Here is a 12755-nt window from a genome sequence, read left to right as displayed (position 1 = left end):
GGCGGGGCGGCGAGCTCCTTGCGGCGATGCGCGCCTCGGGGTGCGGGCACGGTGGCCGCGCCCTCGGTCGCGGGCAGCGCCGCGGCCTCGTCCAGCAGTCGCTGCCTCAGCGCGGCTCTGAAGTCCACGCTCGGCACGGGTGCCGACTCGGACCGATCGCGCAGCAGCTCGGCGGTCCGCAACAGCGGGACCAGCGCGGGCAGGGGCTCTGCCGATCGGTTGTTGCGGTCGTTCTCGTCGAGGGCTCGCGCGAAGGCGTTCGCGGGTCGCCGATCCAGGGCCGCAATGCTCACAGGCCGCACCTCCTCTCCCCGGATGTCCGTCCAGGGAAGTCTCCGGGTCGGGGGCCACAGGGCGGCTCCCCGCCGCAACGATCCCCGGAGGGGGTCGCTATCCGGGAGAACGAGCCGAAGACCCCGAAGGTTACGGAAGTGTGATTCATCGCACGTCCTCGGGCAGGAGCCTGGCGAGCGTCCGTACGGCGCGGTACTGCAACGTCTTGATCGCCCCCTCGTTCTTACCCATGATCTGTGCGGTCTCCGCGACCGAGAGTCCCTGCAGGAAGCGCAGAGTCACGCATTCCTGCTGCTGGGGGTTGAGCTTGTGCACGGCGTCCAGGAGGGCCGCGTTGGACAACGACTCCAGGACGCAGTCCTCGGGGCTGGCCTCGACCTCGTTGGCGTCGAGCATCTCGCCGGTGGTGACCTCGAGACGGAACCGGCTGGACTTGAAGTGGTCGGCGACCAGGTTGCGTGCGATGGTCACCAACCACGCGCCGAAGTCGCGGCCCTGCCAGGTGAAGGTGCCGATCCGGCGCAGTGCGCGCAGGAAGGTCTCGCTGGTCAGGTCCTCGGCGACGGCACGGCCGCCGACCCGGTAGTAGATGTACCGGTAGACGGTGTCGAAGTAGTTGTCGTACAGCTGGGCGAAGGCATCGCCGTCGCCGTCCTGGGCGAGTTCTACGAGGGCCATGATGCGGCGGGCCTCGCCGTCCGGACCCGGTCCCCGGGTGTATCCGGAGCCTCGGGTCGGACGGGTCGGTTCGGTGGTGCCGGCGCGCGAGGCGAGGGCGAAGCCCACGGGTTGGGCCGGGGTCGCGTAACAGACCCCGGCGCCGTAACCGGCGGTGGCGGCGAAGCCTACGGACGGGGGGGCAAAGCTCGCGCACACCGCCGCACGCAGTGTCGCCAGCCCGGACACGTCAACCCGGACGATTCGGTGCACGGGACTCCCTGTTGCTTCAGCGGTAATTACGTTCGGTGCGGAATCGATCACCCATAGTAGGGAATCTGCATACCGCTGTGCGCCGATCGAGAATAACGCTTAGTAAAGGAAGGGATACCAAGTGTGCCCATCGGCGTTAGGAAGCTACCGGGATGGACCGCTGTTGTGTGCTCTTTGCGTGTTTGCCGGGTTGTCCCGACTCAGGTGTGCTATATGCGGACAACTTGCCGTCGGCCGGGCGTACGAGCCCGCCCGGAACGACACCTCTCGTCGCAGGTCGCAGGGGGTGTGCGGGGATGCGGCCGGCCTGCTCAGATCCGGCCCGGCACCCGACGTCGCACAGCGGTGCCGGCGGCCAGCGCACCCGCGACCGCACCCACGCCGGCGGCGGCCGGAAGACCGATCCGGGCGGCCTTGCGACCGGTGCGGTAGTCCTTCACGCGCCACCCGTGCGCCCGGGCGTGGCGGCGCAGCCGGGCGTCCGGATTGACCGCGCACGGATCGCCCACCAGGGTCAACATCGGGATGTCATTGGCCGAGTCGCTGTAGGCCGAGCAGTCGGTCAGGTCCAGGCCCTCGCGATCCGCGAGCGCACGCACGGCCTCCGCCTTGGCCTCGCCATGCAGTAGTTCGCCGACCAGGCGACCGGTGTACACCCCGTCCCGGGTCTCGGAGACGGTGCCCAGCGCGCCGGTGAGGCCCAGTCGGCCGGCGATCGTGGTGGCGATCTCGATCGGGGCGGCGGTGACCAGCCACACCTGCCGGCCGGCGTCCAGGTGCATCTGGGCCAACCCCCGGGTGCCCGGCCAGATCTTGTCCGACATGCACTCGTCGAAGATCTCCTCGCCGATCACCCGGATCTCCTCGACCGTGTGGCCCCGCGCGAACGACAGCGCGGCCTCCTGGGCATCGCCCACGTGCCCCATGTGCTCGCCGCCGAGTCGGAACCGGGCCTGTTGCCAGCCGAACCGGGCGATGTCGCGGGCGCCGAAGAACCGGCGGGCGTACAGGCCGCGGGCCAGGTGGAAGATCGACGCGCCGCGCATCACGGTGTTGTCCAGGTCGAAGAACGCGGCGCCGATCCGAGTCGGCAGGCCGTCCTCGCCGGGGGCACGTGGCGGGGCGCTCGCGTGTGCCGCGGCGGCGGCGGCCTCGCCCGCCCGCACGGCACTGTCGTTGGTGTTCTTGGTCGTCGATCGCCGGCGCAAGAGAACCATGGCACCGAGCGTAGTAGGCGCGTATTGCGGGTGTGTGGCGGTTGTCTTGCCGTGCCGCGCCGTGTCGGTGAAACCCGGGCCGCTCGGGCGTGGCGCCGCGACCGGATCGGCCCGGACCGCGAGCGGCCTTCTGGCCGGCGCCCCCGGCGGGTGACAATCGAGGACGTGAATCTCTTCCGCCGCCGCCCCGACGCCGCGACCCGCACCGTGACACTGCTCAGCAAGCCCGGGTGCCACCTGTGTGACGACGCCCGTGTCGTCATCGAACGGGTGACCGGAGAACTGGGTGTGTCCTGGACCGAGGTCGACATCACCCAGGACGCGGAGCTCCAGCACAAGTACTGGGAACAGATCCCGGTGACCCTGGTGGACGGCAAACAGCACGATTTCTGGCGGGTGGACGAGCTCCGGCTGCGCCGGGCCCTCGGCGGTTGAACGGCCGCGCTCCTGGGCCGGGTGGCCGAGCGCCGAGCGTCGGGCGAGGGGCCAGGGGAGGGAAAACCGACCGACACGTACGGTAAGGACTCGTGCACGGTCGGACACCACGACTACGCATGGACTATGCGAATGTCACCTCGTGTGACCGAGTTCACGCTCCGATTCGGAACCAAGGCGTGATGAGCATCACGACAGGCGCTCAAATCGGACACCTACTTTGTGCGTACGTTCACAAAAGCCTAACCTGGCAATCGAAATCCCAGGTCCCACCCACAGGAGCAGCGTGGCTACAGGGCGTACCGAGCGACCGGCGCAGCGGGGACGTGGCATCCCCGAGGCGACGGTGGCGCGGCTTCCGCTGTACCTCCGGGCGCTCAGTGCGCTGTCGGAGCGGGGTGTTCCCACGGTCTCGTCCGAGGAACTCGCCGCTGCCGCCGGGGTGAATTCGGCGAAGCTGCGCAAGGACCTGTCGTATCTCGGCTCCTACGGCACCCGTGGTGTCGGTTACGACGTCGAGTATCTCGTGTACCAAATCTCGCGTGAACTCGGGCTCACCCAAGACTGGCCGGTCGCCATCATCGGCATAGGAAATCTGGGTCACGCCCTGGCCAACTACGGTGGATTCGCCTCGCGCGGGTTCCGCGTCGCGGCGCTCCTGGACGCCGATCGGGCGGTCACCGGTCAGCGGATCGCGGGCATGGCGGTGCGGCACATGGACGACCTCGAGCAGATCGTGCGCGAGGACCACGTGTCGATCGGCGTGATCACCACGCCCGCGCCGGCCGCGCAGGAGGTGTGCGACCGACTGGTCGCCGCCGGGATCACCAGCATCCTGAACTTCGCGCCGACCGTCCTCTCCGTTCCCGAGGGTGTGGACGTGCGCAAGGTGGATCTGTCCATCGAACTGCAGATCCTGGCCTTCCACGAACAGCGCAAGTCCGGTCTCGATCCCGTCGCGGGACCGGTTCCGGCGCGACCCTCGAAGCCGGGGGAACGCGGCGATCTCCCCGAGGTGATGCCCGCGTGATCGGCGTCGCGCCCGCGAACACGGCGAACAACGGTAGGAAGACACCATGAGTGTCCTGGCAGTGGGTCTCAGTCACCGCACGGCCGAGGTCAGTCTCCTGGAACGGGTCTCGGTCACCGGGACGGCCCAGGAGGCGCTGCTGCGCGACCTGATCGCGGCCGAACCGGTGGGCGAGGCCGTGCTGCTGTCGACCTGCAACCGGGTCGAGGTCTACGCGGACGTGGACCGCTTCCACGGCGGGGTCACCGAGCTGGGCAACCTGCTGTCGCGGCACACCGGCGTGCCGGTGTCCGAGCTGACCCCGTGCCTGTACGTGCACTACGAGGACCGCGCCGTCCAGCATCTGTTCTCGGTCGCCTGCGGCCTCGACTCGATGGTCGTCGGCGAAGGACAGATCCTCGGCCAGATAAAGGCCGCGCTGGCACTCGCGCAGGCCCACGGCACCGCCGGTCGGGTTCTCAACGAACTGACCCAGCAGGCGCTGCGCGTGGGCAAGCGGGCGCACACCGAGACCGGCATCGACCAGGCCGGTCGCTCGCTGATGACCGTGGCGCTGGCCCAGGCCGAGCAGTCGATGGGCTCGATCGAGGGTTGCCGGGCGCTCGTGGTGGGCGCGGGTTCGATGAGCGCGCTGGCCGCCAAGACGCTGCACCGCGAGGGCGTCGGGCACATCGTGGTGGCGAACCGCACCTACGAGCGGGCCGAACACCTCGCCGAGTCGGTGGCCGGCCGGGCCGTACCGATGTCCGCGCTGGCGGACGCGCTGGCCTCGGTCGACCTGGTGGTCTCCTGCACCGGTGCGGCCGGTCTGGTGATCGGCCGGGACGAGATCGAGGCGGTGTTGGCCGCGCGCCGTGAGCGCGGGGTCGAGCACCCGCTCGTGCTGATCGACCTGGCGCTGCCGCGCGACATCGACTCGGGCGTGCGCGACCTCGACGGCGTCGTGCTGATCGACCTGGAACGGCTCGCCGAGGTCTCCGCCGGATCGGCCGGCGAGGCCGACGTGGACGTGGTGCGCAAGATCGTCTGCGAGGAGGTCGCGGCGTTCGCGACCGCCCAGCAGGCACAGCAGGTCGCGCCGACCGTGGTCGCGCTGCGCAGCATGGGCTCGGACGTGGTCCGGGCCGAGCTGGACCGGCTCAGCGGTCGGGTTCCGGAGATGGACGACCGTGTGCGCGCCGAGGTCGAGCAGACCGTGCGGCGCGTGGTGGACAAGCTGCTGCACGCGCCGACGGTGCGGGTCAAGCAGTTGGCCGGCGAGCCCGGCGGCTCGTCGTACGCGGACGCGCTGCGGATGTTGTTCGATCTCGACCCCGGCACCCCCGAGGTGGTCCGCCGGGCGGACGCCCCCGACGCAGTGGAAGGTGTGGCGTGACCGAAGCACCGTTGCGACTGGGCACCCGGCGCAGCAAGCTGGCGATGGCCCAGTCGGGGCACGTCGCCGAGGCCGTCACGCGCCTTACCGGCCGGGCCGTCGAACTCGTGGAGATCACCACGCAGGGCGACACCTCGCGCGAGCAGCTCACTCAGATCGGCGGCACGGGCGTCTTCGTCAACGCGCTGCGCGACGCACTGCTGGCCGGCGAGGTCGACTTCGTCGTGCACTCGCTCAAGGACCTGCCGACCGGCGATCCCGAGGGCATCACCCTCGTGGCGATCCCGCCGCGCCACGATCCGCGCGATGCGCTGGTGGCCCGGGACGGGCTCGCGCTCGCCGAGTTGCCGGCCGGCTCCCGGATCGGGACCGGTTCGCCGCGCCGCGCCGCGCAGTTGTCGCTGCTCGGTCTCGGCCACGAGATCGTGCCGATCCGCGGCAACGTCGACACCCGGATCGGCTTCGTGACGTCCGGCGAACTCGACGCCGTCGTCCTGGCCAAGGCCGGCCTCGGCCGCCTGGGCCGTGCGGAGGAGGTCACCGAGACCTTCGATCCGCTCCACATGCTGCCTGCCCCCGGTCAAGGGGCATTGGCCGTCGAGTGTGCGGCACACGATGCCGCCCTCGTCGAACTGCTCGCCGGTTTGGACGACTCGGATACCCGAGCCGCCGTACTGGCCGAGCGCACGCTGCTCGCCGTGTTGGAAGCCGGATGTTCGGCTCCGGTCGGCGCCCTCTGTGAGGTCGCCGAGGGCGAGCAGGTCACCGAGCTGTACCTGCGGGCCGTAGTCGCGAATGTCGACGGCACCGACAGCGTACGGTTGTCCGCCACCGGAACCCTCGACGAGGCGCAGAAGATCGGCCGCGAACTCGCCGCCGAACTGCTCGCCCGAGGGGCCTCCGGTTTGATGGGGGAGCGCGTCCCTTGAGCCCCAGAGCGAAGAAGAAGCCCAGCGGCATCGTGACCTTTGTGGGTGCCGGTCCCGGCGACCCGCGACTGCTCACGCTGCGGGCCATCGAGGTGCTGGCCGAGGCCGATGTGGTGGTCGCCGACGAGGCGACGCTGCGCCAGGTCCTGTTCCACTGCAAGAGCGGCGTCGAGGTCCTCGACCCGGTGACCGGTGACGACGGGGAACTCCTGTCGGCCGTTGCCCGGGCCAAGGTCGTCGTGGCCGCCGCGCGATCGGGCAAGCAGGTCGTCCGGGCCGTGGCGGGTGACCCGTGCGTGGACCAGTCGGTCACGGACGAGATCACGGCCGTGGCGAAGGCGAAGATCGTCTTCGAGGTTGTTCCGGGCGTCCCGGTCAGCACGGCCGTCCCCACGTACGCGGGCATCCCGCTGCACGCGGCCAAGGGCAGCGGTGGCGTGCGCGTCCTCGACATGGCCGAGGCCTCGATCGACTGGGCCACGGTCGGCTCCGTCGACGGCACGCTCGTGCTGCGCGGTGCGCTCGACTCGATTGCCGAGATCGCCCAGGAGCTGGTCGCCGGCGGTCGCAAGCCGGCCACGCCGGTCGCGGTCACCATCAACGGCAGCACCACCGAGCAGCGCACCCTGGTGAGCACGCTCGCCCAGGTGGCCTCCGACGTGCGGGCCGCGAAGATCACGCTGCAGGCCGTCGTGGTCGTCGGCGAGGTGGTCGCCCAGCGCGACACCCTGTCGTGGTTCGAGACCAAGCCCTTGTTCGGCTGGAAGGTGCTGGTTCCGCGCACCAAGGAGCAGGCGGTCACGCTCTCCGAACAGCTGCGCTCGTACGGCGCGGTGCCGCACGAGGTGCCGACCATCGCGGTCGAGCCCCCGCGCACGCCGCAGCAGATGGAGCGGGCGATCAAGGGCCTGGTCACCGGCCGCTACGAGTGGATCGCGTTCACGTCGGTCAACGCCGTGCGCGCGGTGCGCGAGCGGTTCGAGGACTACGGCCTGGACGCGCGCGCCTTCGCGGGCATCAAGGTCGCGGCCGTCGGCGAGGCGACCGCGCGGGCGCTGGTCGAGTTCGGCGTCAAGCCGGACCTGGTGCCCTCGGGCGAGCAGTCCGCCGCCGGATTGCTGGAGGACTGGCCGCCGTACGACCCGGTCTTCGACCCGATCGACCGGGTGTTCCTGCCGCGCGCCGACATCGCCACCGAGACGCTGGTGGCCGGTCTGGTCGAGCTGGGCTGGGAGGTTGACGACGTCACCGCGTACCGCACGGTGCGCGCGGCGCCGCCGCCGGCGGACACCCGCGAGGCGATCAAGGGCGGCGGCTTCGACGCGGTCTTGTTCACGTCGTCCTCGACGGTGCGCAACCTGGTCGGCATCGCGGGCAAGCCGCACGCGGTGACGGTGATCGCGTGTATCGGCTCGGCGACCGCGAAGACCGCCGAGGAGCACGGTCTACGCGTGGACGTGATGGCTCCCGAGCCGTCGGTGTCCGCGCTGGCCGAGGCACTCGCGGAATTCGGTACGGCCCGCCGTGCGGCTATGGTCGAAGCGGGCGACCCGGTCACCCGCCCGAGCGAGCGGCGGCCGGGGTCGCGTAGGAAGGCCAAGTAGGTCGCGTTTCGTTGAGCTGGAAGGCTGAGTCGTTCTGATGTCGTACCAGGCTGACGCATCGTCAGGGTTTCCCGCGCACCGCCCCCGGCGGCTGCGCACGTCCCCGGCGGTGCGCCGCCTGGTCGCGGAGACCCGGCTGCACCCCGCCGACCTGATCCTGCCGCTGTTCGTGCGCGAGGGCGCGAGCGAACCGGTGCCGATCTCCTCGATGCCGGGCGTTGTCCAGCACACCCGTGACTCGCTGCGCAAAGCCGCGCACGACGCGGTCTCGGCCGGGGTCGGCGGGCTGATGTTGTTCGGCATCCCGACCGTCAAGGACGCAGTCGGCTCGGCGGGCTTCGACCCCGAGGGTGTGCTTCAGGTCGCCATTCGGGACGTGGTGGCCGAGGTGGGCGCCGACGCGGTGGTGATGTCCGACCTGTGTCTGGACGAGTTCACCGACCACGGGCACTGCGGCGTGTTGGCCGCGGACGGCTCGGTCGACAACGACGCGACGTTGGACGCGTATGCGCGGATGGCCGTCGTACAGGCCGACGCGGGCGTGCACATGGTCGGGCCCAGCGGCATGATGGACGGTCAGGTCGGGGTGATCCGGCGGGCGTTGGACGGCGCCGGGTATCAGGACGTGTCGATCCTGGCGTACAGCGTGAAGTACGCGTCGGGCTTCTACGGACCGTTCCGCGAGGCGGTCGAATCCACGCTCAAGGGCGACCGGATGACCTACCAGCAGGACTCGGCCAACGCCGAGGAGTCCGTGCGCGAGGTCCTGTTGGACGTGGCCGAGGGCGCCGACCTGGTGATGGTCAAGCCCGCGATGTCGTATCTGGACATCGTCCGGCGGATCGCCGACGAGGTGCATGTGCCGGTGGCGGCCTACCAGGTCAGCGGCGAGTACGCGATGGTCGAGGCAGCGGCGGCGAACGGCTGGATCGACCGGGACCGGGTGGTGCTGGAGACGCTCACCTCGATCAAGCGCGCGGGGGCGTCGTCGATCCTGACGTATTGGGCGACCGAGGTGGCGCGGCGGTTGCGGTAGTGGTGCCGATGCGCCGTTGGCACTCGATCGGTTGATCGGCAGCGATCCGGCCTCACGGTGACGTGGCTGCCGGCTACGGTCGAGCGAAAGCTTGTCCGCTCCGGCGACCGTGGCCCGGACCGGGGTCGGGAGGTGTTTTCCGATGGCGCTCGCGACGCATGAGTTCCATGTGACTGCTTCCGGGCTCGATGCGCTCGGCGATGTGCTCCGGCAGGCGTGGAGCGAGATGACGCTGCCCGAGGGACTGCGCGCCGAGATCATCGAAGGAGCCATCGAGGTGGCTCCCACCGGGGCCCGGCGCCATGGGAAGCTGGCGAACCGCCTGCGTGACGCACTCAAGGATCACTTGGACGCGGACGATTCGCTTGCGGCGTACCCGGTGAAGGGCTTTGCGATCGGACCGGAGATCACCGCCCACTGATCCGGCGTCAGGACCGTAGCCGGGCCAGGGCTACGGGCGGCAGGTGTCGGGCGAGCAGCGCCAATGCCTCGGCGACTTCGGCGACCGCCTGCTCGTCGGTTGTGGCCATTGCTCTGGCCAGCGCGTCCTCGATGCCTGCGGCGCGGGCTTCGGCGACCCTCGGGGACGGGGTGGCGGCCGGGCGGACCAGTAGCCGGCGGCGGTCGGTGGGATCCTGGGTGGTTTCGATCGAGCCGGTCTCCTTGAGTCGGGCGACGGCGGTGGAGACCTGGCTCTGCGGCAGGCCGGTGCGGCGGGCGATCTCGCCGACGGCGCTGTCGGGATGGGCGACGATGTCGCTCAGGGCGATCAGCGCGGAGCGCACGCTGCCGGGGTGGCGGTCGGTGCCGTCTGCGGGGACTCGGGGGGCGGGGAGCGCGTCCTCGCCGATCTTCATGAGGGTGCGGCCGAGGAGGAAGAGTTCGACCGGAGTCATGGGGGTGGTCATGCCCGGATGCTACATCGAAATAGATGCATCATTATTGATGTATCAAATTAGATGGAATATGGTGGTGGTCGTCGGGCCGGACTGGACCGGCCCGGATCCACGCCGGGTTGCTCGGGGCGATTCGAGGTGACTCGATGCGAGTCGATGCGCTTCACAACGACTCGGACGACCGGACGACTCGGCGACGCAAAACGACTTCTCGGGGGAATCTCATGGCCGCGAACCTCACCGCCGGTGCCACGCTGTCCGTGCCGGGTGCCGAGCTGTACTACGAAGTGCGCGGCTCCGGGCCGCTGTTGCTGATCGGGGAGAGTGGGGAGGGCGACGCCGGGCGCAGCGTCGACATGGTCGATCGACTGGTCGCGGACTACACCGTCGTGACGTACGACCGGCGCGGGCTCTCTCGCAGCACGTTGACCGACCCGGCCGCGCCGGTGGCCGTCGAGGACCACGCCGACGACGTGGCGCGGCTGCTGGCCGAACTCACCGATCGGCCCGCGGTGATGCTGGGGTTGAGCATGGGTGCGTTGATCGGGCTGCGTGTGGCCGCGACCCGCCCGGAGGCGCTGCATACGTTGATCGCGCACGAGCCGGTCGCGCCGTGGCTGCTCTCCGCCGCCGAACGCGACGCGCACCGCGGCGAGTTGACCGCGATTCGGGAGATCCACGCGCGGGACGGGATGGCTGCGGCGTTTCCGGCGATCGTGGCCCACCTGGGCATCGAGCCGGGGGTCGAGGACAGCGAGCCGGAACTGACGCCGCAGCCGATGAACGAGCGGCGGATGGCCAACTTCGACTTCTTCATCGGTCGGGAGTTCCCCGCGGTGGTCGAGGACACGCTGCCACTCGACGCGCTGCGTTCCACGACGACCCGCATCATCCCCGGCCGAGGTGCCACCACGCTGCATCGCGTGTTCACCCGCCGCTGCGCGGTGGCGCTGCAGACGCTCGTACGGGTCGACGCGGCGGAATTCCCCGGCGGCCACAACGGCAACCTGACCCACCCGCGGGCGTTCGCGCGGCGACTTCGCGAGGTGCTGGGTGGTGGGGTGGGGTGACGGGGCTGCCGGGTGGTGGCGTTCGGTTTGGGCGGAGGGGGTGTGGGTTGCTCGAAAGTGGGGTCTTTGGCCGGGGTGCCGTCGGACTTGACGGCTAACGGTGTTAGCCGAATGATGGACGCAGGCGGCTAACATTGTTAGCCACAGGCGAGCGGAGGCGGCATGAGCACTATTGCGCACACGGGAATCGGCGGTTCGGCCGTGGCCCGGTGGATGCGACGCGGGGCGTGGATCGTGCTGACGTTGTTCCTGGCGGCTTTCGCGGTGTTCGAGAGCGTCAAGTACGGCTTCGCGACCTCGGCGGCGGCGTTGCTCTTCTTCGTACTGCCCGACCTGACCATGTTCATCGGGGCCAAGGACGCGGTGCGGGACGGTGCGCACGAGCCGGGTCGGCTTCAGCCGCGGGCGGTGCCGTTCTACAACGCGCTGCACCGGGCATGGGTCCCGTTGATCGTCCTGGTCGGGTACACCGTTACGCCGGTCGTGTGGCCGCCCCTGTTCACCGCCGGCCTCGGCTGGCTCACCCACATCGCGATGGACCGTGCCGCCGGGTACGGACTGCGCACTCCGGAAGGATTCCGCAAGCATGTCTGACGTGACGTCACCTCCCATCAGCGCCCGGGCCCGCGAAATCGTCGGTGCCGCGAGGGATCTGCTGGAGGGGGAGGGTCCGGAAGCGGTGTCGATGCGGAGGATCGCGGAGCGGATCGGCATCAAGGCGCCGTCGCTGTACAAGCACTTCCCGGACAAGTCCGCGGTCGAGAACGCGCTGATTGCGCAGGGGATGGCCGAACTGGCGGAGGCGTTGGAGGCGGCCGAGGTGAGTGGTGCGCCGGGCGCGGGCGAGGGGGTTGGGGTGGCCGACGTGGTTCGGGGGGAGGGGGCGGTTGCGGCGTTGGCGGGGGCGTATCGGGCTTATGCGTTGGCGCATCCGGACCTGTATCGGCTGATGAGTGGGCAGCCGTTGGATCGTGCGGCGTTGCCGGCGGGGCTGGAGGATCGGGCTGCGGGGCCTTTGGTGCGGGCTGTGGGTGGGGATGCGGATGCTGCGCGGGCCGTTTGGGGGTTTGCGCATGGCATGGTCGTGTTGGAGTTGGCTGGGCGGTTTCCGCCGGGGGCGGACTTGTCGGGGGCTTGGGCGAAGGGGTGTGGGGCCTTTTCGGCGGAGCGGGCTTTGGGTTGAGTGCGGTGTGGGCTTCGCCGGGGTGGCCTCAAGCGCGGGCGGGGCTTGGTTCGCCTCAAGCGCCGGCGGGGCTACTTGGCCTCAAGCGCCGGCCGGGCTACTTGGCCTCAAGCGCCGGCCGGGCTGGGTGGCCTCAAGCGCCGGCTGGGCTGGGTGGCCTCGAACGCCGGCTGGGCTGGGTGGCCTCGAACGCCGGCTGGGCTGGGTGGCCTCAAGCGCCGGCCGGGCTGGGTGGCCTCGAACGCCGGCTGGGCTGGGTGGCCTCATGTGTTGGGCCGGCAGGGGGTGCGTTGGGCCTTGCGGGGTGGGCGGGGGGTGGGGGAGTGGTAGAGGAGGCCGTCTTCGAGCCAGGCCGTGTAGGTGCGTAGGGGGCGGCAGGTGAGGGGGCCGAGGGAGCGGCCCGTGGCGACCTCGAAGGTGGCCGCGTGGGCCGGGCAGGTCAGGTGTTCGCCGGTCAGGGTGCCTCGGGAGAGGATCGCGCCGGCGTGAGGGCAGCGGTCCTCGAAGACGTGGACCGTGTCGCCGTGGCGCAGGATCGCGAGCGGCGGGCTGGTGCCGATCCGCTTCGGGACGTCCTCGGGGAAGCTCGCGAGCGGGCCCAGGCACACCGGTGGGCGCTCCCGGCGAAATGGCGACATGTGTGGCCCCCGGGGTTGGCGGTACCGACCCAGGTTAGGCAGTCCTGCCTTGCTTGGCCAGCGCGTTCGGGGTCGCGAACGGCCCGGTTGTGATGCGCGTGACCACGCGAAGTCTTTC

General features: G+C 70.3%; 15 protein-coding genes. 10 read left to right on the top strand and 5 right to left on the bottom strand.

Features of this window, described 5'->3' with window-relative positions; genetic code table 11:
* From ABZS54_RS13140 to ABZS54_RS13130, 3 genes are all read right to left on the bottom strand, one after another.
* Window positions 1-293: hypothetical protein (locus tag ABZS54_RS13140; protein WP_355534214.1), on the bottom strand; the 293-nt coding region annotated here is incomplete at its 3' end.
* A gap of 145 nt (window positions 294-438) precedes the next feature.
* Window positions 439-1224: an ECF subfamily RNA polymerase sigma factor, BldN family gene (locus ABZS54_RS13135; RefSeq protein ID WP_355534212.1), complete on the bottom strand. Its 786-nt coding sequence runs from the start codon at window positions 1222-1224 to the stop codon at window positions 439-441.
* 311 nt (window positions 1225-1535) lie between these two features.
* Window positions 1536-2441: an HAD-IB family hydrolase gene (locus ABZS54_RS13130; RefSeq protein WP_355534210.1), complete on the bottom strand. Its 906-nt coding sequence runs from the start codon at window positions 2439-2441 to the stop codon at window positions 1536-1538.
* A 165-nt stretch (window positions 2442-2606) separates the two neighbouring features.
* Here ABZS54_RS13130 and ABZS54_RS13125 point away from each other — a divergent pair, with 165 nt between their 5' ends.
* The 7 genes from ABZS54_RS13125 (at window position 2607) to ABZS54_RS13095 (ending at window position 9271) form a co-directional block, all read left to right on the top strand.
* A complete protein-coding gene (locus ABZS54_RS13125; protein WP_355534208.1) occupies window positions 2607-2876 on the top strand; it encodes a glutaredoxin family protein in 270 nt (89 codons plus the stop codon).
* 286 nt (window positions 2877-3162) lie between these two features.
* Window positions 3163-3906: a redox-sensing transcriptional repressor Rex gene (locus tag ABZS54_RS13120; protein WP_355534206.1), complete on the top strand. Its 744-nt coding sequence runs from the start codon at window positions 3163-3165 to the stop codon at window positions 3904-3906.
* A 46-nt stretch (window positions 3907-3952) separates the two neighbouring features.
* Window positions 3953-5281: a glutamyl-tRNA reductase gene (locus tag ABZS54_RS13115; protein ID WP_355534204.1), complete on the top strand. Its 1329-nt coding sequence runs from the start codon at window positions 3953-3955 to the stop codon at window positions 5279-5281.
* On the top strand, window positions 5278-6210 hold the full coding sequence (gene hemC, locus ABZS54_RS13110; RefSeq protein WP_355534202.1) for a hydroxymethylbilane synthase: 933 nt from the start codon (window positions 5278-5280) through the stop codon (window positions 6208-6210). The genes ABZS54_RS13115 and hemC overlap by 4 nt, the downstream gene beginning before the upstream one ends.
* Complete coding sequence (locus tag ABZS54_RS13105) at window positions 6207-7814, top strand: bifunctional uroporphyrinogen-III C-methyltransferase/uroporphyrinogen-III synthase (RefSeq protein WP_355534200.1); 1608 nt, start codon at window positions 6207-6209, stop codon at window positions 7812-7814. Before hemC ends, ABZS54_RS13105 begins: the two co-directional genes overlap by 4 nt.
* A gap of 37 nt (window positions 7815-7851) precedes the next feature.
* Window positions 7852-8850, top strand: coding sequence for a porphobilinogen synthase (gene hemB, locus ABZS54_RS13100; protein WP_355534198.1), 999 nt, complete (start codon window positions 7852-7854; stop codon window positions 8848-8850).
* Between the two features lie 142 nt (window positions 8851-8992).
* Window positions 8993-9271, top strand: coding sequence for a hypothetical protein (locus tag ABZS54_RS13095; RefSeq protein WP_355534196.1), 279 nt, complete (start codon window positions 8993-8995; stop codon window positions 9269-9271).
* Window positions 9272-9278: 7 nt separating this feature from the next.
* On the opposite strand, the gene ABZS54_RS13090 is transcribed toward ABZS54_RS13095, so the two are convergent.
* A complete protein-coding gene (locus tag ABZS54_RS13090; protein ID WP_355534194.1) occupies window positions 9279-9758 on the bottom strand; it encodes a helix-turn-helix domain-containing protein in 480 nt (159 codons plus the stop codon).
* A gap of 212 nt (window positions 9759-9970) precedes the next feature.
* Here ABZS54_RS13090 and ABZS54_RS13085 point away from each other — a divergent pair, with 212 nt between their 5' ends.
* The 3 genes from ABZS54_RS13085 (at window position 9971) to ABZS54_RS13075 (ending at window position 11999) form a co-directional block, all read left to right on the top strand.
* Entirely contained in the window at window positions 9971-10816 is an 846-nt protein-coding gene (locus ABZS54_RS13085) for an alpha/beta hydrolase (protein WP_355534192.1), read from the top strand.
* 162 nt (window positions 10817-10978) lie between these two features.
* A complete protein-coding gene (locus ABZS54_RS13080) occupies window positions 10979-11410 on the top strand; it encodes a DUF4260 family protein (RefSeq protein WP_355534190.1) in 432 nt (143 codons plus the stop codon).
* A complete protein-coding gene (locus ABZS54_RS13075) occupies window positions 11403-11999 on the top strand; it encodes a TetR/AcrR family transcriptional regulator (RefSeq protein WP_355534188.1) in 597 nt (198 codons plus the stop codon). The genes ABZS54_RS13080 and ABZS54_RS13075 overlap by 8 nt, the downstream gene beginning before the upstream one ends.
* A 263-nt stretch (window positions 12000-12262) precedes the next feature.
* Here the strand turns inward: ABZS54_RS13075 and ABZS54_RS13070 are convergent, their stop codons facing one another.
* Complete coding sequence (locus ABZS54_RS13070) at window positions 12263-12637, bottom strand: Rieske 2Fe-2S domain-containing protein (RefSeq protein ID WP_355534186.1); 375 nt, start codon at window positions 12635-12637, stop codon at window positions 12263-12265.
* Window positions 12638-12755 lie beyond the last annotated feature (118 nt).

The sequence above is a fragment of the Embleya sp. NPDC005575 genome, assembly GCF_040605455.1.
Lineage (GTDB): Bacteria > Actinomycetota > Actinomycetes > Streptomycetales > Streptomycetaceae > Embleya.
This window is presented reverse-complemented; position numbering and strand designations above follow the sequence as displayed.